The following is a 26,637-nucleotide window of genomic DNA, read 5'->3' as shown; positions in this document are numbered from 1 at the left end:
GACAATATGAAACAACTATCTAGTGCACAAGTCCGCCAAATGTGGCTTGATTTCTGGGCGACCAAAGGACACTCTGTAGAACCATCAGTGAGTTTGGTTCCTGTAAATGACCCAACACTTTTGTGGATCAACTCTGGGGTAGCAACCCTTAAGAAATACTTTGATGGGACTATCATCCCTGAAAATCCACGTATTACCAATGCCCAAAAAGCGATTCGTACCAACGACATCGAAAACGTAGGGAAGACAGCACGTCACCATACTATGTTTGAAATGTTGGGGAACTTCTCTATCGGGGATTACTTCCGTGACGAAGCTATCACTTGGGCTTATGAGCTTTTGACAAGCCCTGAGTGGTTTGACTTCCCAGCTGAAAAACTTTACATGACTTACTATCCAGATGATAAAGATTCTTACAACCGCTGGATTGAGGTAGGAGTGGACCCAAGTCACTTGATTCCGATTGAGGACAACTTCTGGGAAATCGGTGCAGGACCTTCTGGACCTGATACAGAGATTTTCTTTGACCGTGGAGAAGCATTTGACCCAGAAAATATCGGTCTTCGTTTGCTTGCAGAAGATATTGAAAACGACCGTTATATCGAAATCTGGAACATCGTTTTGTCACAATTTAACGCAGACCCTGCTGTTCCTCGTAGCGAATACAAGGAATTGCCACACAAGAACATTGATACGGGCGCTGGTTTGGAGCGTTTGGTGGCCGTTATCCAAGGGGCTAAGACCAACTTTGAAACAGACCTCTTCATGCCAATCATTCGTGAAGTAGAGAAATTGTCTGGTAAGGTCTATGACCAAGATGGCGACAACATGAGCTTCAAGGTCATCGCAGACCACATCCGTTCACTTTCATTTGCTATCGGTGATGGTGCCCTTCCAGGAAATGAAGGCCGTGGTTATGTCCTTCGTCGTCTCCTTCGCCGTGCTTCTATGCATGGTCAAAAATTGGGAATCAACGAGCCTTTCCTTTACAAACTCGTTCCAACTGTTGGAAAAATCATGGAAAGCTACTACCCAGAAGTGCTTGAAAAACGTGACTTTATTGAGAAAATCGTTAAGAGCGAAGAAGAATCATTTGCGCGTACTCTTCACTCAGGTCAACACTTTGCCCAAGGCATTGTAGCAGACTTGAAAGAAAAAGGTCAATCTGTTATCGCTGGTTCAGATGTATTCAAACTCTATGATACTTATGGATTCCCAGTTGAATTGACTGAAGAAATCGCTGAAGAAGCTGGTATGACTGTGGACCGTGAAGGCTTTGAAGCAGCCATGAAAGAACAGCAAGAACGCGCGCGTGCCTCAGCTGTTAAAGGTGGTTCAATGGGTATGCAAAATGAAACCCTTCAAAACATCACTGTAGAAAGTGTCTTCAACTACAATGCTAGCCAATTGTCTTCTAAATTGGTGGCTATCGTGGCTGACAATGCAGAAGTAGAAGCTGTATCAGAAGGAACTGCCTCACTTATCTTTGCGGAAACGCCATTCTATGCTGAAATGGGTGGACAAGTAGCTGACCACGGACAAATCTTGGATGAGTCAGGTAAGGTCGTAGCTACTGTGACCAATGTTCAAAAAGCTCCAAACGGACAAGCTCTTCATACAGTTGAAGTTCTTGCACCGCTTGCTTTGAATCAAGAATACAAATTGGCAATCGATACTAATCGTCGTCACCGTGTTATGAAAAACCACACAGCGACTCACTTGCTTCACGCTGCTCTTCACAATATCCTTGGAAACCACGCAACACAAGCAGGATCTCTTAACGAAGTTGAATTCCTTCGCTTTGACTTTACCCATTTCCAAGCAGTAACTGCAGAAGAATTGCGTGCGATTGAACAGCAAGTCAACGAAAAAATCTGGGAAGCTCTTGAAGTGAAAACAGTTGAAACGGATATTGACACTGCCAAGGAAATGGGAGCTATGGCTCTCTTTGGTGAGAAATACGGTAAAGAAGTCCGTGTTGTTACTATCGGTGACTACTCTATCGAGCTTTGTGGTGGTACCCACGTTGGCAACACTTCTGAAATTGGTCTTTTCAAGATTGTCAAAGAAGAAGGTATCGGATCAGGAACTCGCCGTATCTTGGCAGTGACTGGTAAGGAAGCCTTTGAAGCTTACCGTGAACAAGAAGACGCTCTTAAAGCTGTCGCAGCAACCTTGAAAGCACCTCAAGTCAAGGAAGTACCTCACAAGGTAGAAGGACTTCAAGAACAACTTCGTCAACTTCAAAAAGAAAATGCTGAATTGAAAGAAAAAGCCGCAGCTGCAGCCGCAGGCGATATCTTCAAGGATGTGAAGGAAGTCAATGGTCATCGTTACATTGCTAGTCAAGTTTCTGTATCAGATGCAGGTGCCCTTCGTACCTTTGCGGACAACTGGAAACAAAAAGACTACTCTGATCTTCTTGTCCTAGTTGCTGCTATCGGTGACAAAGTCAATGTCCTTGTAGCAAGCAAGACAAAAGACCTTCATGCAGGAAACCTTGTCAAAGAATTGGCACCAATCGTCGATGGACGTGGTGGTGGTAAACCAGACATGGCCATGGCAGGAGGAAGCAACCAAGCTAAAATCCAAGAATTGTTGGATGAAGTAGCAGGTAAATTGTAATCAAGTAATACTCTTCGAAAATCAAATTCAAACAACGTCAGCTTCGCCTTGCCGTACTCAAGTACAGCCTGCGGCTAGCTTCCTAGTTTGCTCTTTGATTTTCATTGAGTTTAAAGATCTATCCATTTGGGTAGGTCTTTTTATGACTACAAAAAAGCCAACCCCCCTTGGACCTGGCTTGATAATCATTGGCAATTAGATTGCATTGGCTGCCCAGACACTTACGGATCTAGCTGAGACTGGGAATTGTCCATAACCTTCTTCATTAATTGTAATTTGACCTTGGTGGTTTCCAAGTAAATCTACAAAGGTTTGGTTAGCCCATTCTTGGCCGACAAACATTGACTTGTTATTTTCTTGGTCATTTGAAATCAAGACTGCGATTGGGGATTGATGTTCAGCACCTGAACGTACCCAACCGATACAGTTAGGGTCATCAAAGTAGTCTGTTTGATCTCCATAGGCCAAATCTTTTCGGATGGTTAGGAGGCGGTCAAGGACTTCTTTGAAATCTTGTTGAGCATATTGCCCTGAAATCCCATAGTAGTCGCCGTAAAAGACACATGGAAGGCCATTTTGGCGTAACAGAATGAGGGCATAGGCTGCTGGTTTGAACCATTCTTCAACGGTAGACTCAAGAGCCTGACCTCGTTGGGTATCGTGGTTGTCGACAAAAGTCACAGCCTTGTCAGGTTTGAGTTCAACCAAGCTATCTGTAAAAATACCACGAAGGTCATAGTTGGAACCTGCTCGGCTAGCATCAAAGAGATTCTGGTGGAGACGAACATCGACAAGGTCAAAGCGTTCTTCCGTTTTTTCGAGATAGTCCAGATTGGCTTCCTTGTCTGGATTCCAAAATTCACCGAAAACATAGAAATCCTCACCGTATTTTTCCTTCATATCACGGATGAAATTGCGCATGAAGAAAGAGTCGATGTGCTTGACGGCATCCAAGCGGAAACCAGCTACACCAGTTGTTTCCATGAACCAGTCAGCCCAGTCATAGATATTTTGGATGACTTCAGGATGTTTAAAATCTAGGTCGGCATACATGAGGTAGTCGTAGTTACCGTTTTCGTTATCGACCAATTCCTCATTTGCCCAACCCTTGTTGTCCCCTTGAATCAGATAAATCCCAGACTTACGACGTTTGGCATCGTAGTCTGTACCTGTGAAGTGGTACCAGTGCCAGTGGAAGTCATTGTAGGTATCTTGGCGACCATCGAAGGTAAAACTAGTCCAGCCATTGATGGTGAAGGGTTCTCCAAGTTCAACTGTACGGTCTACAGGATCCACTTCGATGACCTGAAAGGCTTCCATGTGATCGGCCGCAGCCTTATGATTGAGAACTACATCGGCCATTGGTTGAATTCCCTGTGCTTTTAGGGTTTGAATAGCTTGAAGATAGTCTTCTTTGAAACCATACTTGGTGCGGACAGTCCCTTTTTGGTTAAACTCTCCAAGGTCAAATAAGTCATAGACCCCATAGCCCACATCTTTTTCATTGGTAGCCTTAAAAGCTGGTGGCATCCAGACGTGACTAATTCCCAGATCAGCTAGGTGTGGAGCATCTTCAGCCAGACGCGTCCAGTGCTGGCCGTCGTGGGGCAGATACCATTCAAAGTATTGAATGAGTGTTTGATTTTGCATTGTTTTTCCTCTTACTTGTCAATCTTGTTCTTTATTCTATCATAAAGTATCTCCTAACGCAAACGTTTGCGCAAAATAGAAGGAAACTATTTTAACTACTTAAAATAAAGTATTGATTTTTTTGTATCAAAGTGCTAGTATAATAGTATGTAATATAGATAAAGATAGGAGTCATCCCATGATTGAATTTCAAAATGTTAGTAAGTTGTATGGTGATAAAGAGGCCTTGAGCAATCTCAATTTGCAGATTGAAAATGGGGAGATTATGGGCTTGATTGGCCATAATGGGGCTGGAAAATCGACCACTATAAAATCCCTAGTCAGTATCATTTCACCCAGCAGTGGTCGTATTTTGGTAGACGGTCAGGAGTTATCGGAAAATCGCTTGGCTATTAAACGAAAGATTGGCTACGTAGCAGACTCGCCTGACTTATTTTTACGCTTAACGGCCAATGAATTTTGGGAATTGATCGCCTCATCCTATGATCTGAGCAGCTCTGATTTGGAAGATAGTCTAGCTAGGCTATTGAATGTTTTTGATTTTGCTGAAAATCGTTATCAGGTCATTGAAACCCTTTCTCACGGAATGCGTCAGAAAGTCTTTGTCATCGGAGCACTCTTGTCTGATCCTGATATTTGGGTCTTGGATGAACCCTTGACAGGTTTGGATCCTCAGGCTGCCTTTGATTTGAAACAGATGATGAAGGAACATGCACAAAAAGGCAAGACAGTCTTGTTTTCAACCCATGTCCTAGAGGTAGCTGAGCAAGTTTGTGATCGGATTGCCATTTTGAAAAAGGGACATTTGATTTATTGTGGTAGCGTAGAGGACTTGAGAAAAGACCATCCAGACCAGTCTTTAGAAAGTATCTATCTTAGCCTTGCTGGTAGAAAAGAGGAGGTTTCAGATGCGTCTCAAGGTCATTAAAAAATTAGTTGATATCAATATCCTTTATTCATCTCAAGAAGCTAATCTGGCTAACCTACGAAAGAAGCAAGCTAAAAATCCTGGAAAAAAAGTAAATGTTTCCGCTAGAGTCCTAAGTTCTTACATTTTTTCCAGTCTCTTGATGCTTTTCATGTTTATAAATATAGCCTTTCGTTTTCCTTTTGAGGAAATGCCAAGTTTTTTTAGTAGCATGGTTGCTATTTTACTGGTGCTTGCCTTTTCAACTTCTTTCACTGCATTTTACAATGTCTTTTATGAGAGTAAGGATTTGGTATCGTATAGGCCCTATGCCTTTAAAGAATCAGAGATTATAATGGCCAAAGGTCTGTCTGTCCTCTTGCCAGCTCTAGCTGGAATTGTACCAATCCTAGCTTATTTTCTGGTCCTCTACATTAGGCTAGCACCTTCTCTTTGGCTGGGTTTGCCTTTGATGCTACTGTCCTTGACCTTATTATTTGTCTCTGTTACTTTAGTGATGGTAGTGGCAGTGCATTTCTTGGCTCAGACTAGGGTCTTCAGAAAGTATCAGTCTATTTTTGCCAATGTGATGATTGGGATAGGAGTTCTCATACCTTTAATATTTGTCCTCTTTCTACAGTCGACTTTTGGAAGTATTGTTGACAAAGTTAGAGACATTCCATTTCTCCTTTATCCTCTTCATATCTTTTACAAAATAGCAGTGGAGCCTTTTTCGACAGAAGCCATACTGGGTCTGCTCGCTTGGATAACTCTAACTGTCTTCTTACTTTACCTGACCAAAAAGAAGGTTCTTCCTCATTTTTATGACGTGATTCTGCTTAACAGTGAGGAGAAGGTCAAGAAAGAACGTCGCAATAAGGAGAGAATTTCAACTACTAATAAAAAGGGCTTTTTCCGTATGGTTTTACGCTACCACCTCACCCTCTTGGGACAGGGAACTGGCGTGGTTACAGTGCTTTTTACAAGTGCTTTCCTTCCTTATCTCATGATGATTGGTCTGATTTCCAAAATCCGAGATTCTCAGATAGTTCCATATATTCATCCTCTATACTGGTTACCCTTGTTTTTTGTAGGAGTGTTTATAGCAGTTGTCAATAACAATATCACCAGCCTGCATTCAATTGCTTTATCCTTGGAGAGGGAAAATGTTGATTTTCTGAAGAGTTTACCCTTTGATTTTGCTCGTTATGTGAAAGTGAAATTTTGGATTATATTTGCTGTCCAGTCCTTTTTACCAGTTCTGACTTTACTTGGCTTTTCTCTATATCTAGGCTTGCCCATCCTTTCGATGATTTACCTTCTTGTGGCATGGATCCTTGCCAGTGTTATCCTTTCTTGCCACCATTACCTTAAGGACGTGAAAAATCTGTCAACCAATTGGAGTAGTATTACTGACCTGGTGAACCGTTCAAATCGTATAGTAGCAATAGTTTTGATTTTTATTTATAGTGCAATCTTAATGGCCCTTGTAATAGGGAGCTTATTCTTGGTTCGGTCTCTCGCCCCTGTCCTTGCCATCAGCTTGGGAGTAGGAGTTCTTATCCTCTTGCTTGCTCTTGCTATTTTTGGATATCATTACTACCTGTCACGCATATTGACAGAAATAGAAAAAAGATGAGCTAGTTGGTCGCTTGCTTGATAAATTCAATTCTACAAACGCTTTTATAGTTTGTTATAATGTAGTTGTAAATGATTAAGATTGGTAATCAAAAAATATAGGGAGGAATGTTTTGAATAAGAAATATAACATAGTTCTATTTTTGTTGTTTATAGTTTATTTATTGGGATATTTTTCAATTTCAAAAACTTTCATTCCTATAATGTGTGTGATCCAAGTGTTTTTGATAGAACATATATTTAAAGTTCGAAATAGAATGATGCAAATAGGCGAAATTTTAATTATTGTTGCTTCTATAATATTATTTATTGATAGTATATTGAGTTTGTAACAAAAGGCTTTTCTATAAAATTAAATTTTCCAGATACCTGCTGAAGCTGATTTATCTTCTACTATCTACGTCACTAAACTTGACAGACATATATTGTAGTTACAACCTCTCTACCTATAATCTCAAAGTTAATCTGAGGCTAGTTTTTTAGTTTGCTCTTTGATTTTCATTGATAAAAAGAAATGCTCCTCCACGATGGAAGAGCATCTTTTATTGTGATTTTGATTCGGTTTCTGCCGACTCGGGATGGAGTTCTTGGTAACTTGGTGCCTTGAAAAGGTCAGCACTGGTCTTACCTTGTCGTTGGCTAAAGAGACTGGTTGATTGACTACCTTTTTCCTGCTCAATCTTTTGAAGAATTGGTAAAGAATTGAGGTAAGAAATACTTTCAGTATCAACTTTTCCAAGATGATCTGCTTGGTAGAAACGGATCAAATCGCCAGTTTGAATCTGGTCGCTGATTTTCAGCTGTTGACTGGCTGCCTGACGAACGCTTTCCAGTTCGGTCTGAGTTTGTTCATCAAAATTGCTGATTTCAAGACCGCTCTCAGTATAGTAGGTTCGTCCGTCGTAGCTGGTATATTTGGGTGTGACGAAGGAATTGGCAGTCCGAAAGGCAACGATTTCTTGATGATCTGGAGACAGAAGGTCTTGGCCGACTTGAAGGAAGGAATTGGACTCAATACCAAGGAGGTGTTCGAGAGTCGGTAAGATATCGATTTGTCCACCGTAGGTATTGATGATTTGCCCCTTTTCATAACCAGGCATGACCACCATAAAAGGCACTCGTTGCAACATGGCATTGTCGTAATTCGACCAGTTCTCAGAAGTCTTGCCAATCAAGGGTGCCAGCTCAGGATTGCGGGAGTTGGAAATCCCATAATGGTCTCCGTAAATGACGATGATGGATTTTTCATAGAGGCCACTTTCTTTGAGATAGTCAAAGAAAGCCTTGATGGCACTGTCCAGATAGTTGGCGGTTTGGAAGTAGCCGTTGATTGTTTCATCTTTGGTCTTAGCCAGTGGGAAACCAAGCTCATCGCCTGTCAGATTGCTAGCATAGGGATAGTGATTGGACACTGTGATATACTTAGCATAAAAAGGTTGCTGTAAATGCTCCAGATACTGAATAGAATCTTTCATCATGATTTTATCATTTAAACCATATTGGAAAGAATTGCTACTGTCCTGCTTGGTGAAGTAGGAAGCATCAAAGAAGTATTGGTAGCCCCATTGTTTGTAGGTCGTATTTCGGTTCCAGAAGGTCCCAATATTACCGTGAAAGACAGCACTTGATTGGTAGCCATTTTTCGATAGGATAAAAGGCGCTGCCTGCTGGGTATTGGTACCACCGTAATTGACCATAAAGGAACCTTGGTCAAGTCCAAACAAACCAGTCTCCAGCATGGTTTCTGCATCTGAGGTCTTCCCAGCCTTGACTTGGTTAAAGATATTCGAAAAGGCTAGGGTTGATTGCGAATGGTAGAGGGAGTTGAGGAAGGGAGTGACTTCATGCTCAGTTCCATCTATGTTGAGTTTATAGTCAAGCAGGAACTGTTGGAAACTCTCCAAGTGGAGATAAATCACATTTTTTCCTTTGGCAAGGCCAAAATAGTCTGGATTGGGTTTAGCAGAATGTTCTTGAATATAATCTGTAATAGGTTGCAGGTCGGTCTCAGAGGCCTTGGCACGTTCCTTGTTGGCGCTGTAGGATTGGTTGGCACTATAACCTAGAAAAGCTGGTAAACTGAGGGCGCGGACAACATAATAATTCGAAAATCCTCGCGACAGGAGATCGGGACGTTCAATTTCAGCCAAGAAAAGATTAGCAGAAAAGAGCAGGGCTGAGAGAGCAGTGATAGCAACACTGGAGCGGAATTTGAAGGGTCTCCTATCCAGTTGGATGAATTTTTTATAGAAAAGGAAAGCCAGCAATGGGAAATCCATAAAATAGATGAAATCCCAAGGACGCAGTAACTCTAGTTCTGCAGTGCCGACAGACACCTTGCTGACCACCTTCATGGTATTAGCCGTGATAAAGTCGCTAAATTCTCGATAGTAAAAGACGTTAGAATAAAGCCAAATGAATAAAAGGCTATAAATAGCTATACTCAGGCCATAAAAAATCTTGGTTGACCGAGCATAGAGGGCTAGAGCCAGCAGGAGTAGTCCCAAGGGAAGGGGATTGAAAAAGGCGATAAAGGCAAGGTAATTTCCCTGCAACTTGCCCACTTGAATATCTAAATTAAAGTCAACGGCATAGGCTAATAAGGTTTTGAGCCAATATAGGATTAAAAGGGTTAGGACAAAACCCAGTCTGGTACCGACGGCTTTTTGGATTTTGTTAAAATTGCTTTTCACACATTTACTTCCTAATTTTTTATTAGTATTAGTATACCATTTTTTAAAAGAAGAGTAAAAAAGCAAGGGTAGTTTCTTTTTTGAGAATTGTCTAAAAGTTTGATATAATGGTAGTTATGAATAGAATAAGAGTCAGCAAAAGGGGTGAAAAGAAGCTCGCTAAGGGGCTAGTTTTACTAGAAGCCAGTGATCTTGAGAATGTCAATCTTAAGAATCAGGAAGTAGAAGTGCAGAGTCAGGAAGGAACCTTTCTTGGGACTGCCTACCTTTCGCAGCAAAACAAGGGCTTGGGCTGGTTTGTTAGTAAGGACAAGGTGGCCTTCAATCAAGCTTTCTTTGAAACGCTGTTTAGACAAGCTAAAGAAAAGAGAAGCGCCTACTATCAAGATGATTTGACAACTGCCTTTCGTCTCTTCAACCAAGAGGGAGATGGCTTTGGTGGTCTGACAGTGGACCTTTATGGCGACTATACTGTCTTTTCTTGGTATAACTCTTATGTTTATCAGATTCGTCAGACCATCTCAGAAGCCTTTAGACAGGTTTTTCCTGAGGTGTTAGGGGCCTATGAGAAGATACGCTTTAAGGGTTTGGACTATGAATCAGCCCATGTTTATGGTCAAGAAGTACCTGACTTTTTCACTGTTTTGGAAAATGGTGTCTTGTATCAGGTCTTTATGAATGATGGTTTGATGACAGGAATTTTCCTAGACCAGCATGAAGTTCGAGGTAGCTTAGTTGACGGTTTGGCTATGGGTAAATCCTTGCTCAACATGTTTTCTTATACAGCAGCCTTTTCAGTGGCTGCGGCCATGGGAGGAGCAAGCCAGACTACTTCGGTTGATTTAGCCAAACGTTCACGAGAATTGTCTCAAGCGCATTTTCAGGTAAATGGGCTCAGCACAGACGACCATCGTTTTATAGTCATGGATGTCTTTGAATATTTCAAATACGCTAAGAGAAAATGCTTGACCTACGATGTGATTGTCCTAGATCCGCCTAGCTTTGCTCGGAACAAAAAACAAACATTCTCTGTGGTCAAGGATTATCACAAGTTGATATCCCAGAGTCTTGAGATTTTAAATCCGGGAGGAATTATCATTGCCAGTACCAATGCTGCTAATGTTTCCCGTCAGAAATTTACAGAACAAATTGATAAAGGCTTTGCAGGAAGAAGTTACCAGATTTTAAATAAATACGGTCTTCCAGCAGATTTCGCCTATAATAAAAAAGATGAAAGTAGTAATTACCTCAAGGTGATTAGTATGAAGGTTAGTAAATGAAATTAATCGTTTCAGTAATGCCAAGAAGTTTAGAGGAGGCCCAGGCTTTGGACGCCACGAGGTACCTGGATGCCGACATCATTGAATGGCGTGCCGACTATCTGCCTAAAGAAGCGATTTTGCAGGTGGCTCCAGCTATTTTTGAAAAATTTGCAGGTCGTGAATTGGTTTTCACGCTGCGAACTCGTTCTGAAGGGGGAGAAATCGAACTTTCTCCAGAAGAATATATCCATCTGATCAAGGAAGTGGCGCAACTCTATCAACCAGACTATATTGATTTTGAGTACTATAGCTACAAGGATGTTTTTGAGGAAATGCTGGACTTCCCAAATCTCGTTTTGAGTTACCACAATTTCCAAGAAACACCTGAAAATATGATGGAAATCTTGTCAGAGTTGACGAGCCTAAATCCAAAACTTGTTAAGGTTGCGGTGATGGCTCATACGGAGCAGGATGTGCTAGACTTGATGAACTATACACGGGGATTTAAAACCCTCAATCCTGAACAGGAATATGTAACCATTTCTATGGGCAAGGTGGGCAAGGTCTCTCGTATCACTGCGGATGTGACGGGTTCGAGTTGGTCTTTTGCCAGTCTGGATGAGGCTAGTGCCCCAGGTCAGATTTCTCTAGCCAACATGAAAAAAATTCGGGAGATTTTGGATGAAGCTTGATGGCTATACACGTTTAGCTGCCGTTGTTGCCAATCCTATTAAGCATTCTATTTCCCCCTTCATCCACAATAGGGCCTTTGAGGCGACAGCTACCAATGGTGCTTACGTGGCTTGGGAGATTGAAGCGGCTGACTTGGCAGAAACAGTGGCCAATATTCGTCGCTACCAGATGTTTGGTATCAACCTGTCCATGCCCTATAAGGAGCAGGTGATTCCTTATTTGGATGAGCTGAGTGACGAAGCGCGCTTGATTGGTGCAGTTAATACGGTTGTCAATGAGAATGGCAATTTAATCGGATATAATACAGATGGCAAGGGATTTTTTAAGAGCTTGCCTTCTTTTATAATTACAGGTAAGAAGATGACCCTGCTGGGTGCAGGCGGTGCGGCCAAGTCTATCTTGGCACAGGCTATTTTGGATGGTGTCAGTCAGATTTCTGTCTTTGTTCGTTCCGTTTCTATGGAAAAAACAAGACCTTACCTAGACAAGTTACAGGAGCAGATAGGCTTTAAAGTGGACTTGTATGCTTTAGAAGATGTTCCTGAACTGCAAGTAAGGATTGCTGAGTCGGATTTACTTGTCAATGCGACAAGTGTAGGGATGGATAGTCAATCATCTCCAGTTCCTGAAAGCATCAATTTGCCAGAAACTCTCTTAGTAGCAGACATCATTTACAAGCCTTTTGAAACCCCATTTTTGAAATGGGCTAGAAGTCAGGGCAATCCAGCAGTCAATGGTCTGGGAATGTTGCTCTATCAAGCTGCAGAAGCTTTTCAACTGTGGACAGGAAAGGAAATGCCAACAGAAGAAATTTGGCAGTCCTTAACAGAAAAATACCAATAAAGAAAAGGAGACTCTCCTATGAAAATCAGAATCGATATTCCTCATCATCCTTATGATATTCAGATTGAAAAAGGCTGTCTGGCTCAGGCTGGTCAATGGTTGCGAGAACTCTGGCAACCACAAAAGGTAGTCATTGTGACAGACAACCATGTAGCTTCTCTTTATGCAGAGAAGGTCAAGCTCAGCCTAGAAGATGCTGGTTTTCAGGTGGCAGTATTTGACTTTTTGGAAGGGGAAGAAAGAAAGAATTTAACCACTGTCCAGAAAGTCTATGAATTTCTAGTTAAGCAGGGGTTGACTCGTAGCGATGGAATCGTGGCTCTTGGTGGTGGTGTTGTTGGCGATCTGGCTGGTTTCGTAGCCTCTACCTATATGCGGGGAATTCACTTTGTTCAGATTCCGACCAGTTTGACAGCTCAGGTTGATTCTTCTATCGGTGGAAAGACAGGTGTTAATACTCCATTTGCTAAAAATATGGTGGGGACCTTTGCCCAGCCAGACGGGGTTCTGATTGATCCGCTTGTCCTTGAAACGCTCGGAAAGAGAGAGTTGATTGAAGGAATGGGTGAGGTCATCAAGTATGGCTTGATTGAGGATCCAGCACTTTGGGCTCTCTTGACGGAGCTAGATGGTTCTGTAGAGAGCATTCTGGAACATGCAGAAACCTTGATTGAACATTCTTGTCAGGTTAAGCGCAAGATGGTGGTTGAGGATGAGTTGGACAATGGTGTTCGCCTTTACCTCAACTTTGGCCACACTATTGGTCATGCCATTGAAGCGACTGCCGGTTATGGTAAAGTCATGCATGGTGAGGCTGTTGCCATGGGAATGGTACAGATTTCCAAGGTTGCTGAGGAAAAAGGTCTCATGCCAGTTGGCATAACTCAGTCCATCACAGAAATGTGTCAGAAATTTGGCTTGCCTGTTGACTATGAGAGCTGGGATGTTGACAAGCTTTATCAGGCTTTGACTCATGATAAGAAAGCGCGTGGCAATACCTTGAAATTGGTCTTGGTGCCAGAGCTCGGTTCTGCAACCATCCACCCAGTTTCTCTGGAAGAGATGAAAGACTACTTGGTAAAATAAGGAGAACGTATGAGATATTTAACTGCAGGAGAATCACACGGTCCCCGTCTGACGACTATCATTGAAGGAATTCCAGCTGGACTTCCTTTGACAGCTGAGGACATCAATGAGGATTTGAAACGTCGTCAGGGTGGCTACGGCCGCGGTGGTCGTATGAAGATTGAGAGTGACCAAGTTATCTTTACTTCGGGTGTTCGCCATGGGAAGACTACTGGGGCTCCCATTACCATGGATGTCGTCAATAAGGACCATCAGAAATGGCTAGATATCATGTCTGCGGAGGACATTGAAGACCGCCTTAAAAGCAAACGAAAAATCACCCATCCTCGTCCAGGTCATGCCGATTTAGTTGGGGGCATCAAGTACCGTTTTGATGATTTGAGAAATTCTTTAGAACGTTCATCAGCTCGTGAAACCACCATGCGGGTGGCAGTTGGAGCAGTAGCCAAACGCCTCTTGGCTGAACTGGATATGGAGATTGCCAACCATGTCGTAGTCTTTGGTGGCAAGGAAATCGATGTACCTGAAAATCTGACAGTCACTGAGATTAAGGAAAGAGCTGCCCAGTCTGACGTTTCTATTGTCAACCAAGAAAGAGAACAGGAAATCAAGGATTATATTGACCAAATCAAACGTGACGGTGATACCATCGGTGGGGTTGTGGAGACAGTCGTTGGAGGTGTTCCAGTTGGTCTTGGTTCCTATGTCCAATGGGACAGAAAATTGGATGCACGATTAGCCCAAGCTGTTGTCTCTATAAATGCCTTTAAAGGGGTAGAATTTGGTCTTGGATTTGAGGCTGGTTATTGTAAAGGAAGCCAGGTCATGGATGAAATTCTCTGGTCTAAAGAAGACGGCTATACTCGCCGTACAAACAATCTAGGTGGCTTTGAAGGCGGTATGACTAATGGGCAACCGATTGTTGTTCGTGGCGTCATGAAGCCCATTCCTACTCTCTACAAACCACTCATGAGTGTGGATATCGAAACCCATGAACCCTACAAGGCAACTGTGGAGAGAAGTGATCCGACTGCTCTTCCAGCTGCAGGTGTAGTTATGGAAGCTGTTGTGGCAACGGTTTTAGCACAAGAAATCCTCGAAAAATTCTCATCAGACAATCTAGAGGAATTAAAAGAAGCAGTGGTCAAGCACCGAGACTATACAAAGAACTATTAAGGAGTTTCTATGGCAAAAACAGTCTATATCGCGGGCCTTGGATTGATTGGTGCCTCGATGGCCCTTGGTATCAAACGCGATCATCCAGATTATGAAATTTTAGGTTATAATCGCAGTCAAGCTTCGAGAGATATTGCCTTGAAAGAAGGCATGATTGACCGTGCAACGGATGATTTTGCTAGTTTTGCTCCTTTGGCAGATATCATCATTCTCAGCTTGCCAATCAAGCAAACCATTGCTTTCATTAAGGAGTTGGCCAACTTGGACTTAAAAGAAGGCGTGATTATCTCAGATGCTGGTTCGACCAAGTCAGCCATTGTAGATGCGGCGGAGAACTATTTAGCTGGTAAGCCTGTTCGCTTTGTCGGGGCCCATCCCATGGCTGGTAGTCACAAGACAGGGGCTGCTTCTGCGGATGTCAATCTTTTTGAAAATGCCTATTATATCTTTACACCTTCGAGGCTGACAAGTCCTGACACACTTGAGGAAATGAAGGACTTACTTTCAGGTCTTCATGCTCGTTTTATCGAGATTGATGCCAAGGAGCACGATCGAGTCACTTCTCAGATTAGCCATTTTCCTCATATTCTGGCTTCTAGTCTCATGGAACAGACCGTGGTCTATGCTCAAGAACATGAGATGGCAAGGCGTTTTGCTGCCGGTGGTTTTCGAGATATGACCCGAATTGCGGAAAGCGAGCCAGGTATGTGGACCTCCATTCTCTTGTCCAATCGTGAAACAATTTTAGATAGAATTGGGGATTTCAAGGAGCGTTTGGACGAGATTGGACAAGCTATCAGTAAGGGTGATGAAAACCAAATCTGGAACTTTTTCAACCAAGCGCGTGAGCAACGTCAGGCCATGGAAATTCATAAGCGTGGTGGTGTGGATAGTTCTTACGACCTCTATGTCGACGTTCCCGATGAAGAAGATGTCATCTTGAGGATTTTGGAACTACTACGTGGAACTTCCTTGGTCAATATTCATATCAACGAGGAAAACCGTGAGGATATTCACGGGATTCTACAAATTTCATTTAAAAATGCTCAAGACTTGGAAAGAGCTGAGCATCTAATAACAGAAAATACCGACTACACAGTCGTTGTCAAATAAGGAGAAAAATATGCCTAAAATAGAGCCTAGATTCATATTTGGTATTATCTTTATTTCTTTTATCTTACTTAGAGCTTACGCTGTTAAAAAAGATGTGAAAACTACTTCAGAAGCTAGTGTTGAGACAAAAAATGAACCATCCAACAAGGAAATAAGTTAAGAGAAAACCAATTCAAAGTATGTAGACGATAGAATTATTAATGAGTTTATCAATAGCTATAATCAAAATTCTAATAGCCCATTGGAAAATATCAAAAAAGGAAATATAAAAATAAAATATTTCGCATCAAGCTACGGATACTACTTGGAACTTTTACATGCAATTGATACTGCTAAAATCAACGTAACAATAAATCAGACAAATGAAAATAGTGAATCTGGTGTTGCAGGAATGAAAGAAGTATTTCATGATATTGTTAAATCGATTGAATCATCCTTATCTGATGATGAGATAGAGAACTATTTTGATAATCTTATGTCAAATGAAATAAAAACAGGTTCTAATTTAGGAACTTTGAAGATCGAGTATATACCAGATAAGGAATTAAGGAATGGACATTCAAGAGGTCATATAAAAGTGATTGCACAATAATAAAGACCACAGAGTGACTAGTAATTTTAAAAGAAATGAATAAGGAGAACATCATGTCAAATATTTACGATAGTGCAAACGAACTCAGTCGCGGCCTACGCGAATTACCAGAATACAAGGCTGTCAAAGCGGCTAAAGATGCGATTTCAGCAGATGCTGAGGCAAGCAAAATCTTTACAGAATATGTTGCTTTCCAAGAGGAAATTCAAAGATTAGCGCAGACAGGTCAAATGCCAGATGCATCCTTCCAAGCGAAAATGGAAGGCTTTGGTAAACAGATTCAAGGAAATAGCCTCTTGTCAGAATTCTTTACTAAGCAACAACAATTGGCAATTTACCTTTCTGACATTGAAAAAATTGTTTTTGAACCAGTTTCAGAATTGCTAAAATAAGAAAATAACTATCATAAAGTCAGGAATTTTTAAGGAATTTCTGACTTTTTATGATAAAATAAGTAAAAGTATTGCAAGTATGAGGTCCAGTATGAAACTAAAAACAAACATTCGCCACTTACATGGCAGTATCCGCGTTCCAGGTGATAAGTCTATCAGCCACCGTTCCATTATCTTTGGAAGTTTGGCTGAGGGTGAGACCAAGGTTTATGATATTCTGCGAGGTGAAGACGTTCTTTCGACCGTGCAGGTTTTTCGTGACCTTGGTGTTGATATTGAGGATAAAGATGGGGTTATTACCATTCAAGGTGTCGGTATGGACGGCCTAAAAGCTCCGCAAAATGCTCTTGATATGGGAAATTCTGGAACCTCGATTCGTCTGATTTCAGGTGTTCTTGCTTGTGCAGACTTTGAAGTAGAAATGTTCGGAGACGACAGTCTATCCAAACGTCCTATGGACCGTGTGACGATTCCACTGAAAAAAATGGGTGTTAACATTTCTGGGCAAGCTGAGCGAGACCTGCCTCCCCTTCACTTAAAAGGGACGAAAAACCTAAGACCTATTCAGTATGAGTTGCCAATTGCCTCTGCCCAAGTTAAGTCAGCCTTGATGTTTGCAGCTTTACAAGCTAAGGGGGAGTCAGTTATTATCGAAAAAGAATGCACCCGTAATCATACTGAAGATATGTTGCAACAATTTGGTGGTCATTTAAGTGTGGACGGCAAGAAAATCACAGTCCAAGGGCCACAAAAATTGACAGGACAAAAGGTGGTTGTTCCAGGAGATATTTCCAGTGCAGCCTTTTGGTTGGTCGCAGGTTTGATTGTTCCAAACTCTCGTCTAGTGCTGCAGAATGTGGGGATCAACGAAACGCGCACCGGTATTATTGATGTCATTCGCGCCATGGGTGGAAAATTGGAAATAACTGAAATCAATCCAGTCGCTAAATCTGCTACTTTGACTGTTGAGTCTTCTGATTTAAAAGGAACAGAGATTGGTGGCGCTTTGATTCCACGTTTGATTGATGAATTGCCTATTATTTCCCTACTTGCGACCCAAGCCCAAGGTGTTACAGTTATCAAGGATGCTGAGGAGCTCAAGGTCAAGGAAACAGACCGCATTCAGGTTGTGGCAGACGCCTTAAATAGCATGGGAGCAGATATTACTCCTACAGCAGATGGAATGATTATCAAAGGAAAATCAGCCCTTCACGGTGCTAGAGTCAATACGTTTGGAGACCATCGTATCGGAATGATGACAGCCATTGCAGCCCTTTTGGTTGCAGATGGAGAGGTGGAGCTTGACCGTGCAGAAGCCATCAATACCAGTTATCCTAGCTTCTTTGATGATTTGGAGAGCTTGATTCATGGCTAAGGTATTACTAGGATTTATGGGGGCTGGCAAATCGACTATTGCAAGAGGCTTGGATCCTAATTACCTTGATATGGATGCCCTGATTGAGAAGCGCCTAGGTATGTCCATTGCGAATTTTTTTGCTGAAAAGGGAGAATCAGCCTTTCGTCGGATAGAATCAGAAGTTCTAGCTGAGTTACTACAAACAGATCAAGTTGTGTCAACTGGTGGGGGAGTGGTTATTTCTCAGCGAAATCGTGACTTACTCAAGACTAATACAGATAACATCTACCTGAAAGCCGATTTTGAAACCCTCTACCATCGTATCGCAGCTGATAAGGACAATCAGCGCCCGCTTTTTCTAAATAATAGTAAGGAAGAACTAGCAACAATTTTCCAAGAAAGACAGGCTTGGTATGAGGAAGTGGCTAGTCGGGTTTTGGATGTGACCAAGTTAAGCCCAGAGGAAATTATAGAGGAACTGAGATGAAAATTGCTTATCTAGGTCCCAAGGGATCATTTTCACACCACGTTGTGCAGACAGCTTTTCCTCATGAGGAATTGCAGGCCTTTGCCAATATTACAGATGTCATCAAGGCTTATGAGCAAGGATTAGTGGACTATTCTGTGGTGCCAGTTGAAAATTCTATTGAGGGTAGTGTTCATGAAACCTTGGACTACCTTTTTCATCAGGCTCGCATTCAAGCAGTTGCAGAAATCGTTCAGCCTATTCATCAGCAGTTGATGGTGGTTCCAGGCCATACTAAGATTGAAAAGATTTTTTCACATCCACAGGCCTTGGCTCAAGGAAAGAAATTCATCGATGAACAGTATCCAGAGGCTCAAATAGAGGTGACTGCTAGTACAGCTTATGCGGCCCGCTTTATTTCCGAACATCCAGATCAGCCCTTTGCAGCAATTGCACCTAGAAGTTCTGCTGAAGAATATGGCTTAGAACTGATTGCCGAGGATATTCAGGAAATGGAAGCCAATTTCACACGCTTCTGGGTTTTGGGAGCTGAAGGTACAGCCATTCCCTTGCAAGCACAAACTGAGAAAATGACTTTGGCCTTGACCTTACCTGACAACCTTCCAGGTGCACTTTATAAGGCACTGTCGACCTTTGCTTGGCGAGGAATTGACTTAACAAAAATTGAAAGTCGTCCACTCAAGACAGCACTGGGAGAATACTTTTTCATTATCGATGTGGACTATGCTGATAAGGGCCTGGTCCACTTTGCCCAAAAAGAATTAGAAGCCATCGGAATCCAGTATAAGGTTCTGGGTGCCTATCCTATTTATCCAATATCAGACCATGGAAAGGAGAGAAGATGAGTAAAGAAAATCCTCTCAGTCATCATGAAAAATTACGTTATGATTATTTGCTAAAAAATATTCACTATCTCAATGAGAGAGAAAAAAATGAGTTTGCCTATTTGCAAGAAAAGCTAACTCTTGCTAGGGTAAATAGTAGTTCCAGCTTGGAACAAGAAAGAGAAGAGCAGGTTGACTTACCAAGCTATGCGAACCGGAGTCGCTCACAATCCAAATCACAAGCACACTCTGCTCCTCCCAAAAAGAAAAGACGGAAGCTCCGTCTTAAACGCATTTTTATGGTGATTTTCTCTCTTCTAGTCTGTGTGGCTTTGACCATGGTATTCATGTTTTTGCGTGGTTACCAAGATGCTAGCGCAAAGAAAACTGCTGATGCTAAGGCAGCACAGGTTCAAGTTTTTAATGGTCAAGATACTAGAGATGGAGTTAATATTTTGATCATGGGGACGGACGGTCGAATCGGTCAAAATAGTGCTGAGACGCGGACGGACTCTATTATGGTCTTAAATGTCGGAGGTTCGGACAAGAAAATCAAGCTAGTCAGTTTCATGCGTGATAATTTGGTCTATATAGATGGTTATAGTCAAGTGATTAACGGTAGAAAACAGACGGATAACAAGTTAAACGTAGCCTATGAGTTAGGAGAACAAGAGGGGCAAAAAGGGGCAGAAATGGTTCGCCAAGTCTTGAAAGATAATTTTGACTTGGACATTAAGTACTATGCCTTGGTTGATTTTCAGGCCTTTGCAACAGCGATTGACACGCTTTTCCCTGATGGGGTGACGATTGATGCCCAATTTTCAACATTGAATGGGCGTCCACTAACAGAAGCTACAGTCGGAGATGATTTACACGCTACTGAGACTGAGTCCCCAACCCAAACCATCAAAGTCGGAAAACAGCAGATGAATGGCTCGACCCTGCTCAATTATGCTCGTTTCCGTGATGACGATGAGGCGGATTACGGCCGTACAAAAAGACAGCAACAAGTTTTAACAGCAATTTTAGAGCAAATTAAAGATCCTACTAAACTTTTCACTGGTTCTGAAGCTCTTGGAAAGGTTTTTGCTATGACCTCAACCAATGCACCCTATACTTTCCTCCTAACAAACGGTTTATCTGTTTTGGATGGAGCAAAAAATGGTATTGAAAAGCTGACGATTCCAGAACTTGGTGACTGGGTAGATGCCTATGATGTTTATGGAGGCTTGGGTTTGCTGGTCGATCAAAACAAATATCAAACCAAGCTCGCTCAAATGGGCTTGAGATAAGATAATACTCAATGAAAATCAAAGTGCAAACTAGGAAGCTAGCCGCAGTCTGCTAAAAACACAGTTTTGAGATTGTAGATAAGACTGATGAAGTCAGTTACCTATACCTACGGCAAGGTGAAGCTGACGTGGTTTGAAGAGATTTTCGAAGAGTATAAGACAGAAGAATCAAAGTTTGAAGGCTATTTATCTAGCAGTCAGGCTTTGATTTTTTACAGTCTGCAATAGATTTTCACCCCCTATTTGTGGTATAATGAAACGATACGATAGAAAGAATAATGAACAATATGACTGATTTAAAAGCAATTCAGGCTCGTAGTCTGGAGATGGCTGAATATTTTGTGGCCTTTTGTAAAGAACATGATTTGCTTTGTTACCTCTGTGGAGGGGGTGCTATTGGTGCCCTTCGAAACAAGGGCTTTATTCCTTGGGACGACGACCTAGACTTTTTTATGCCCCGTAAAGATTATGAGAAATTAGCAGAATTATGGCCTCGTTATGCAGATGAACGTTATTTCTTGTCAAAGAGTCACAAGGATTTTGTCGATCGTAATCTTTTTATTACCATTCGTGACAAGGAAACTACCTGCATTAAACCTTACCAGCAAGATTTGGATTTGCCACATGGTTTGGCTTTGGATGTTTTGCCTTTAGATTATTATCCTAAAAATCCAGCTGAGCGGAAAAAACAGGTTCGTTGGGCACTGATTTATTCTCTTTTTTGTGCTCAAACTATTCCAGAAAAGCATGGCGCACTTATGAAATGGGGAAGCCGTATTTTACTGGGTGTGACTCCAAAATCTCTCCGTTATCGCATTTGGAAAAAAGCTGAGAAAGAAATGACCAAGTATGATTTGGCTGAGAGCGATGGAATTACGGAACTATGCTCAGGTCCTGGTTACATGAGAAACAAGTACCCAATCGCATCCTTTGAAGACAATCTTTTCCTACCATTTGAGGGGACAGAGATGCCTATTCCAGTTGGTTATGATGCCTATCTCAGTACTGCTTTTGGGGATTATATGACGCCACCACCAGCAGACAAGCAGCTACCGCATCATGATGCTGTCATCGCTGATATGGATAAGTCTTATACAGAATACAAGGGAGAATATGGTGGCTAAGAAAAAAATCTTATTTTTTATGTGGTCTTTTTCTCTCGGAGGTGGAGCAGAGAAGATTTTATCTACCATTGTTTCAAATCTGGATCCAGAAAAGTATGATATTGATATTCTTGAAATGGAGCATTTTGACAAGGGATACGAATCAGTTCCTAAACATGTAGGCATTTTAAAATCCTTTCAGGATTATCGCCAAGCCAGATGGTTACGAGCTCTTTTGTGGAGAATGAGAATTTATTTTCCAAGACTGACTCGGCGCTTGCTTGTGAAAGATGACTATGATGTTGAAGTTTCCTTTACCATTATGAATCCACCACTGTTGTTCTCTAAAAGAAAAGAAGTCAAGAAAATCTCTTGGATTCATGGAAGTATCGAAGAATTTCTTAAGGATAGCTCCAAAAGAGAATCACATAGACGCCAGTTGGATGCTGCGGATACCATTGTAGGAATTTCGAATAAAACCAGCAATTCTATCAAGGAAGTCTATCCAGATTATGCTTCGAAATTACAGACAGTCTACAATGGATATGATTTTAAGACTATTTTAGAAAAATCTCAAGAGAAGATCGATATCGAGATTGCTCCTCAAAGTATCTGTACCATCGGACGGATTGAGGAAAATAAGGGTTCTGACCGTGTGGTGGAAGTGATACGGTTATTGCACCAAGAGGGGAAAAACTATCATCTCTATTTTATCGGGGCTGGTGATATGGAAGAGGAACTGAAAAAACGAGTCAAAGAGTATAAGCTTGAGGACTATGTACATTTCCTTGGTTATCAAAAAAATCCTTATCAATATTTGTCTCAGATGAAGGTCCTCTTGTCTATGTCTAAACAAGAAGGTTTTCCTGGTGTTTATGTGGAATCCTTGAGCCTTGGAATCCCTTTTGTCTCTACGGATGTTGGAGGGGCTGAGGAACTATCACAAGAAGGAAGATTTGGACAAATCATTGAGAGCAATCAAGAGGCAGCTCAGGCAATTACGAACTACATGACCTCTGCCTCAAACTTTGATGTCGATGAGGCTAGCCAATTCATTCAACAATTTACAATTGCCAAACAAATCGAACAAGTAGAAAAACTATTAGAGGAGTAGCATGGAAACTGCATTAATTAGTGTCATTGTGCCAGTCTATAATGTGGCGCAGTACCTAGAAAAATCGATAGCTTCCATTCAGAAGCAGACCTATCAAAATCTGGAAATTATTCTTGTTGATGATGGTGCAACAGATGAGAGTGGTCGCTTGTGTGATTCAATCGCTGAACAAGATGACAGGGTGTCAGTGCTTCATAAAAAGAACGAAGGATTGTCGCAAGCACGAAATGATGGAATGAAGCAGGCTCACGGGGATTATCTGATTTTTATTGACTCAGATGATTATATCCATCCAGAAATGATTCAGAACTTATATGAGCAATTAGTTCAAGAAGATGCGGATGTTTCGAGCTGTGGTGTCATGAATGTCTATGCTAATGATGAAAGTCCACAGTCAGCTAATCAGGATGACTATTTTGTCTGTGATTCCCAAAAATTTCTGAGGGAATACCTCATAGGTGAAAAAATACCTGGAACGATTTGCAATAAGCTAATCAAGAGAGAGATTGCAACTGCCCTATCCTTTCCAAAGGGATTGATTTACGAAGATGCCTATTATCATTTTGATTTAATCAAGTTGGCTAAGAGGTACGTTGTTAATACCAAACCCTATTATTACTATTTCCATAGAGGGGATAGTATTACGACTAAACCCTATGCAGAGAAGGATTTAGCCTATATTGATATCTACCAAAAGTTTTACAATGAAGTTGTGAAAAACTATCCAGATTTGAAAGAGGTTGCTTTTTTCAGATTGGCCTATGCCTACTTCTTTATTCTGGATAAGATGTTGCTAGATGATCAGTATAAACAGTTTGAAGCCTATTCCAAGATTCATCGTTTTTTAAAAGGCCATGCCCTTGCTATTTCTAGGAATCCAATTTTCCGTAAGGGGAGAAGAATTAGTGCTTTGGCCCTATTCATAAATATTTCCTTATACCGATTCTTATTACTAAAAAATATTGAAAAATCTAAAAAATTACATTAGAACGGGGGTGAGCAAGTGATTGATGGAAAACGATTATTATTTAGTTTGACCATAGTCAGTTATGCCTTGACGCTAGTAAGTGGAATTGTGTATCTGTTTAATAATAACAATGTTAGCTTGCTTTCTACTTTATTGTTCTTACTGGTTAGTAGCTTAATTGCTTGTTGGAATGATATCAAGTATTACTTAATCCATTTTATTTTCTATTTAACCATTTTTGTTTTTCTGGTATCAAGGCCAACCATTGATTACTTTAGGGATGGAGCTTTGGATACCTATCATCCCATAGCCTATCGTTTTGCCTTTATAGTCGTCATGGTTTCGATTCTGGGCTTGACCACAGGAGGCGTACTGGCTCGTTACTTCATAGCTAGGAAGAAAATAAAAGTAGCAAATATAGGAAGTTCTCTAAAAGAGGTTTATATCAAGCGGTTACGCTTTGTTTCGCTAGGAGTTTTTCTTCTCACCTATCCTTTCTATTTCATTCGGTTATTTGAACGGCTCCTGTATCGCTTGCAGACGTCCTACTATGCCTACTATGCAAATTTTGAAAGTAAACTGCCTTATTTTACCTACATTTTATCTACCTTTACGGTCTACGCAATGTGTATGTATCTGGCAACCAAGCCAAAGAAATTGCAGGCAACAGCAGTGCTTGTCTCCTTTATTGCAGCTAATACTATTCATTTGGCAATCGGGACACGAAATCCCTTTATTTTAAGTATTTTATTTGCTTTTGTTTATTACTTTATGAGAGAGCAAACTGAAAAGGGAAAATGGATTGGGTTTAAAGAAAAGTTAGCGATTTTTGTGGGTTCTCCTATTCTCATGTTAGCGATGGGAGTGCTCAATTATGTACGGGATAATGTCCAAGTTTCCCATACAGGTTTCTGGGATATCCTGCTTGACTTTATCTATAAACAAGGAACCAGTTTTGGCGTTCTGGCTCGAGGTTTTCTATTTAACAGTAGCCTCCCTTACCGAGATTTCCGTAATTTTACTTTTGGTCCTGTCCTTGATTATTTTGCAAGGGGAAGCTTGGGGGCTATTTTCGGAGGAAAAGCCTTTGAACATACAACCAATAGTGTGGAGCTAGCTATTGATAGTAATAGTTATGCCCACAATTTGTCCTATCTTGTTTTGAACAAGGAATATTTGAAAGGACATGGTATCGGAAGTAGTTATATCATGGAGTTGTATACAGATTATGGTATGATAGGAGTCTTTCTACTTAGTCTCTTACTCGGTATGCTATTTATAGCCATGTTGCAAGTAGCCTATCGCTCTAGAACAATCTTATTTGCCTTGTCCTTACTCATCTTGAATAATCTATTCTTTATGCCAAGAAGTAGCTTTTCAGAAAGTTTCTTCAATCTATTTACAATGCAATTCTGGGGAATTGTTCTTGTGATTATATTTGTAGCAAAAATGCTTACAAAAGAGAACCAGTATCTACTAAACAAAGGAGAAAAAAATCATGTTTGAACATTATTCAGTAGCTGATTTGTTTGCAAATCTTTATAAAAAACGAAAAGTAAATATTTTAGCTCTTATCGCTTTATTTGCTCTCATTGCTGTACCATTTACAATTAAAGCAGTTAGGAATAAAAACACTGTCAAAGATACAACAAGTTATTCAACTTATCTTAGTTATAAAATCACTCCTCCAGAAGATTCAGCTAAAACGATTTTGAATCATCAAATTGGTGGTTATAGTGATTTTTATGGGAAATTGATTGATGGTAATTTGAATGGAGCTTATCTTTTCAATGATGTAGAACCCAGTGAGTTGAAAAAAATTGCCAGTGAATTAGACACGACAGAAACAACCTTGAAAAATTCAACGAATGACTATTGGTGGAAAAAATTGACCGTCTACTATATGATTGACGATGCAGGGGTTGGTGTGAAAATTTTGACACCAAGTAAAGATGTCAATGACTTGTTAGAGCGAAAAATTGATGGATTGATTGAGAAATTTAAACATGTCTATGCAAATGTAAAAATTGAAAAATTGGAAACCATCAACTCTAAAGAATTGAATGCAAATGGTGAAACAGCGCTTGGCTTAAATGTGAAAAATCTGATTCTTCGTTTAGCTGTTATTGGAGTGGTTTGTGTGATTTTGGTTGTGATGGGAAATGTATTGGTTTATCTCTTTAACCCAACAATCAATAGAGCAGGTGATTTTTCTCAGTATCAAATTGATTTTGTAACAGAGATTACAACAATTGCTAACCTAGCAGATGTTTTGTCATACAAAAACGCTGGACAGGAATTGACCATCGTTAGCTCAAATAAAGCTATCCTAGATAAATTGAAACAGAGTCAAGAAGCTTTAAAAGGAATGCATTTTGTCGATTTACAAGATGTGCCATCGCTTTTGGAAAGAGATACAGTCCTTCTTGTTGAAGAGTACGGAGTGACTCGTTATAAGAAATTTGAGCAAAGTCTTCAAATTCTCAGAAACTTAAATCGTTCTATCCTCGGTGTAGCAACCTTTAAATTATAAGGATTCTGATGCATCAGGTCTTCAAAGTTGGCTAAGAGCCGATTTTGAAGGCTTTTTCTATTTGTTAGCAGAAATTTTCTTTTATACTCAATGAAAATCAAAAATCAAACTAGGAAGCTAGCCGCAGGTTGCTCAAAACACTGTTTTGAGGTTGCAGATAGAGCTGACGTGGTTTGAAGAGATTTTCGAAGAGTATTATAGTCTTCTACAGAAGTTACCCTATGGAAAATCTATCCCGACAGAGGAGCCTTCTTTTGATAAAATCGTAAAAATCTAGTATAATAGATAGA

24 protein-coding genes are annotated in these 26,637 nt (G+C 40.9%); 22 read left to right on the top strand and 2 right to left on the bottom strand.

The window, feature by feature from the left end:
• Positions 1-6 precede the first annotated feature (6 nt).
• Positions 7-2,625, top strand: a complete 2,619-nt coding sequence (gene alaS, locus OVN23_RS01160; RefSeq protein ID WP_267240178.1) for an alanine--tRNA ligase — start codon at positions 7-9, stop codon at positions 2,623-2,625.
• A gap of 195 nt (positions 2,626-2,820) precedes the next feature.
• Here the strand turns inward: alaS and OVN23_RS01155 are convergent, their stop codons facing one another.
• Positions 2,821-4,275: an alpha-amylase gene (locus tag OVN23_RS01155; protein ID WP_267240177.1), complete on the bottom strand. Its 1,455-nt coding sequence runs from the start codon at positions 4,273-4,275 to the stop codon at positions 2,821-2,823.
• A 178-nt stretch (positions 4,276-4,453) separates the two neighbouring features.
• On the opposite strand from OVN23_RS01155, the gene OVN23_RS01150 reads away from it, so the two are divergent.
• Both OVN23_RS01150 and OVN23_RS01145 read left to right on the top strand, forming a co-directional pair.
• On the top strand, positions 4,454-5,203 hold the full coding sequence (locus OVN23_RS01150) for an ABC transporter ATP-binding protein (protein ID WP_267240176.1): 750 nt from the start codon (positions 4,454-4,456) through the stop codon (positions 5,201-5,203).
• Complete coding sequence (locus tag OVN23_RS01145; RefSeq protein ID WP_267240175.1) at positions 5,184-6,821, top strand: hypothetical protein; 1,638 nt, start codon at positions 5,184-5,186, stop codon at positions 6,819-6,821. The genes OVN23_RS01150 and OVN23_RS01145 overlap by 20 nt, the downstream gene beginning before the upstream one ends.
• A 541-nt stretch (positions 6,822-7,362) precedes the next feature.
• Here OVN23_RS01145 and OVN23_RS01140 read toward each other — a convergent pair.
• Positions 7,363-9,513 (bottom strand): LTA synthase family protein, encoded by a 2,151-nt coding sequence (locus OVN23_RS01140; RefSeq protein WP_173253367.1) that lies wholly within the window; start codon positions 9,511-9,513, stop codon positions 7,363-7,365.
• Positions 9,514-9,629: 116 nt separating this feature from the next.
• Here OVN23_RS01140 and OVN23_RS01135 point away from each other — a divergent pair, with 116 nt between their 5' ends.
• From OVN23_RS01135 to OVN23_RS01045, 19 genes are all read left to right on the top strand, one after another.
• A complete protein-coding gene (locus tag OVN23_RS01135) occupies positions 9,630-10,793 on the top strand; it encodes a class I SAM-dependent rRNA methyltransferase (protein ID WP_267240174.1) in 1,164 nt (387 codons plus the stop codon).
• Complete coding sequence (aroD, locus tag OVN23_RS01130) at positions 10,790-11,467, top strand: type I 3-dehydroquinate dehydratase (RefSeq protein ID WP_261045898.1); 678 nt, start codon at positions 10,790-10,792, stop codon at positions 11,465-11,467. Before OVN23_RS01135 ends, aroD begins: the two co-directional genes overlap by 4 nt.
• Positions 11,457-12,311, top strand: a complete 855-nt coding sequence (locus OVN23_RS01125; protein WP_267240173.1) for a shikimate dehydrogenase — start codon at positions 11,457-11,459, stop codon at positions 12,309-12,311. The genes aroD and OVN23_RS01125 overlap by 11 nt, the downstream gene beginning before the upstream one ends.
• Positions 12,312-12,329: 18 nt before the next feature.
• A complete protein-coding gene (gene aroB, locus OVN23_RS01120; protein WP_267240172.1) occupies positions 12,330-13,397 on the top strand; it encodes a 3-dehydroquinate synthase in 1,068 nt (355 codons plus the stop codon).
• A 9-nt stretch (positions 13,398-13,406) separates the two neighbouring features.
• Positions 13,407-14,573 carry a chorismate synthase gene (gene aroC / locus OVN23_RS01115; protein WP_267240171.1) on the top strand — a complete coding sequence of 389 codons (1,167 nt, stop codon included), beginning with the start codon at positions 13,407-13,409 and terminating at the stop codon, positions 14,571-14,573.
• 9 nt (positions 14,574-14,582) lie between these two features.
• Positions 14,583-15,686, top strand: coding sequence for a prephenate dehydrogenase (locus tag OVN23_RS01110; RefSeq protein ID WP_112444086.1), 1,104 nt, complete (start codon positions 14,583-14,585; stop codon positions 15,684-15,686).
• A gap of 10 nt (positions 15,687-15,696) precedes the next feature.
• The gene (locus OVN23_RS01105; protein WP_173214114.1) at positions 15,697-15,846 is read left to right on the top strand and encodes a hypothetical protein; all 150 of its coding nucleotides are present in this window, start codon (positions 15,697-15,699) and stop codon (positions 15,844-15,846) included.
• An 81-nt stretch (positions 15,847-15,927) separates the two neighbouring features.
• Positions 15,928-16,278 carry a hypothetical protein gene (locus OVN23_RS01100; protein ID WP_267240170.1) on the top strand — a complete coding sequence of 117 codons (351 nt, stop codon included), beginning with the start codon at positions 15,928-15,930 and terminating at the stop codon, positions 16,276-16,278.
• Positions 16,279-16,331: 53 nt separating this feature from the next.
• Positions 16,332-16,670, top strand: coding sequence for a YlbF/YmcA family competence regulator (locus tag OVN23_RS01095; RefSeq protein WP_000065980.1), 339 nt, complete (start codon positions 16,332-16,334; stop codon positions 16,668-16,670).
• A 91-nt stretch (positions 16,671-16,761) separates the two neighbouring features.
• Positions 16,762-18,045 (top strand): 3-phosphoshikimate 1-carboxyvinyltransferase, encoded by a 1,284-nt coding sequence (gene aroA / locus OVN23_RS01090; RefSeq protein WP_173214118.1) that lies wholly within the window; start codon positions 16,762-16,764, stop codon positions 18,043-18,045.
• Entirely contained in the window at positions 18,038-18,514 is a 477-nt protein-coding gene (locus tag OVN23_RS01085; RefSeq protein ID WP_173214120.1) for a shikimate kinase, read from the top strand. The genes aroA and OVN23_RS01085 overlap by 8 nt, the downstream gene beginning before the upstream one ends.
• Positions 18,511-19,359 carry a prephenate dehydratase gene (pheA, locus tag OVN23_RS01080; RefSeq protein WP_267240169.1) on the top strand — a complete coding sequence of 283 codons (849 nt, stop codon included), beginning with the start codon at positions 18,511-18,513 and terminating at the stop codon, positions 19,357-19,359. The genes OVN23_RS01085 and pheA overlap by 4 nt, the downstream gene beginning before the upstream one ends.
• On the top strand, positions 19,356-20,630 hold the full coding sequence (gene psr, locus OVN23_RS01075; protein WP_173219123.1) for a polyisoprenyl-teichoic acid--peptidoglycan teichoic acid transferase Psr: 1,275 nt from the start codon (positions 19,356-19,358) through the stop codon (positions 20,628-20,630). Before pheA ends, psr begins: the two co-directional genes overlap by 4 nt.
• Before the next feature lie 87 nt (positions 20,631-20,717).
• Positions 20,718-20,858 carry a hypothetical protein gene (locus OVN23_RS01070; RefSeq protein ID WP_173219174.1) on the top strand — a complete coding sequence of 47 codons (141 nt, stop codon included), beginning with the start codon at positions 20,718-20,720 and terminating at the stop codon, positions 20,856-20,858.
• Between the two features lie 50 nt (positions 20,859-20,908).
• Positions 20,909-21,754, top strand: coding sequence for a LicD family protein (locus tag OVN23_RS01065; protein WP_173219120.1), 846 nt, complete (start codon positions 20,909-20,911; stop codon positions 21,752-21,754).
• Positions 21,744-22,847, top strand: coding sequence for a glycosyltransferase (locus OVN23_RS01060; RefSeq protein ID WP_173219117.1), 1,104 nt, complete (start codon positions 21,744-21,746; stop codon positions 22,845-22,847). The genes OVN23_RS01065 and OVN23_RS01060 overlap by 11 nt, the downstream gene beginning before the upstream one ends.
• A 1-nt stretch (position 22,848) precedes the next feature.
• Positions 22,849-23,835 (top strand): glycosyltransferase family 2 protein, encoded by a 987-nt coding sequence (locus OVN23_RS01055; RefSeq protein ID WP_173219114.1) that lies wholly within the window; start codon positions 22,849-22,851, stop codon positions 23,833-23,835.
• Between the two features lie 15 nt (positions 23,836-23,850).
• The gene (locus tag OVN23_RS01050; RefSeq protein ID WP_173219111.1) at positions 23,851-25,320 is read left to right on the top strand and encodes an O-antigen polysaccharide polymerase Wzy; all 1,470 of its coding nucleotides are present in this window, start codon (positions 23,851-23,853) and stop codon (positions 25,318-25,320) included.
• Complete coding sequence (locus OVN23_RS01045) at positions 25,313-26,347, top strand: prephenate dehydratase (protein ID WP_173219108.1); 1,035 nt, start codon at positions 25,313-25,315, stop codon at positions 26,345-26,347. Before OVN23_RS01050 ends, OVN23_RS01045 begins: the two co-directional genes overlap by 8 nt.
• Positions 26,348-26,637 lie beyond the last annotated feature (290 nt).

This window comes from Streptococcus sp. Marseille-Q6488 (assembly GCF_946902925.1).
In the GTDB taxonomy this organism is placed as follows: Bacteria; Bacillota; Bacilli; order Lactobacillales; family Streptococcaceae; genus Streptococcus.
This window is presented reverse-complemented; position numbering and strand designations above follow the sequence as displayed.

What these genes read in the sequence shown, in the direction of transcription:
- alaS (WP_267240178.1), top strand. Translation starts at nt 7, where the DNA reads ATGAAACAACTATCTAGTGCACAAGTCCGCCAAATGTGGCTTGATTTC.
- OVN23_RS01155 (WP_267240177.1), bottom strand. Translation starts at nt 4,275, where the DNA reads ATGCAAAATCAAACACTCATTCAATACTTTGAATGGTATCTGCCCCAC.
- OVN23_RS01150 (WP_267240176.1), top strand. Translation starts at nt 4,454, where the DNA reads ATGATTGAATTTCAAAATGTTAGTAAGTTGTATGGTGATAAAGAGGCC.
- OVN23_RS01145 (WP_267240175.1), top strand. Translation starts at nt 5,184, where the DNA reads ATGCGTCTCAAGGTCATTAAAAAATTAGTTGATATCAATATCCTTTAT.
- OVN23_RS01135 (WP_267240174.1), top strand. Translation starts at nt 9,630, where the DNA reads ATGAATAGAATAAGAGTCAGCAAAAGGGGTGAAAAGAAGCTCGCTAAG.
- aroD (WP_261045898.1), top strand. Translation starts at nt 10,790, where the DNA reads ATGAAATTAATCGTTTCAGTAATGCCAAGAAGTTTAGAGGAGGCCCAG.
- OVN23_RS01125 (WP_267240173.1), top strand. Translation starts at nt 11,457, where the DNA reads ATGAAGCTTGATGGCTATACACGTTTAGCTGCCGTTGTTGCCAATCCT.
- aroB (WP_267240172.1), top strand. Translation starts at nt 12,330, where the DNA reads ATGAAAATCAGAATCGATATTCCTCATCATCCTTATGATATTCAGATT.
- aroC (WP_267240171.1), top strand. Translation starts at nt 13,407, where the DNA reads ATGAGATATTTAACTGCAGGAGAATCACACGGTCCCCGTCTGACGACT.
- OVN23_RS01110 (WP_112444086.1), top strand. Translation starts at nt 14,583, where the DNA reads ATGGCAAAAACAGTCTATATCGCGGGCCTTGGATTGATTGGTGCCTCG.
- OVN23_RS01105 (WP_173214114.1), top strand. Translation starts at nt 15,697, where the DNA reads ATGCCTAAAATAGAGCCTAGATTCATATTTGGTATTATCTTTATTTCT.
- OVN23_RS01095 (WP_000065980.1), top strand. Translation starts at nt 16,332, where the DNA reads ATGTCAAATATTTACGATAGTGCAAACGAACTCAGTCGCGGCCTACGC.
- aroA (WP_173214118.1), top strand. Translation starts at nt 16,762, where the DNA reads ATGAAACTAAAAACAAACATTCGCCACTTACATGGCAGTATCCGCGTT.
- OVN23_RS01085 (WP_173214120.1), top strand. Translation starts at nt 18,038, where the DNA reads ATGGCTAAGGTATTACTAGGATTTATGGGGGCTGGCAAATCGACTATT.
- pheA (WP_267240169.1), top strand. Translation starts at nt 18,511, where the DNA reads ATGAAAATTGCTTATCTAGGTCCCAAGGGATCATTTTCACACCACGTT.
- psr (WP_173219123.1), top strand. Translation starts at nt 19,356, where the DNA reads ATGAGTAAAGAAAATCCTCTCAGTCATCATGAAAAATTACGTTATGAT.
- OVN23_RS01070 (WP_173219174.1), top strand. Translation starts at nt 20,718, where the DNA reads ATGAAGTCAGTTACCTATACCTACGGCAAGGTGAAGCTGACGTGGTTT.
- OVN23_RS01065 (WP_173219120.1), top strand. Translation starts at nt 20,909, where the DNA reads ATGAACAATATGACTGATTTAAAAGCAATTCAGGCTCGTAGTCTGGAG.
- OVN23_RS01060 (WP_173219117.1), top strand. Translation starts at nt 21,744, where the DNA reads ATGGTGGCTAAGAAAAAAATCTTATTTTTTATGTGGTCTTTTTCTCTC.
- OVN23_RS01055 (WP_173219114.1), top strand. Translation starts at nt 22,849, where the DNA reads ATGGAAACTGCATTAATTAGTGTCATTGTGCCAGTCTATAATGTGGCG.
- OVN23_RS01045 (WP_173219108.1), top strand. Translation starts at nt 25,313, where the DNA reads ATGTTTGAACATTATTCAGTAGCTGATTTGTTTGCAAATCTTTATAAA.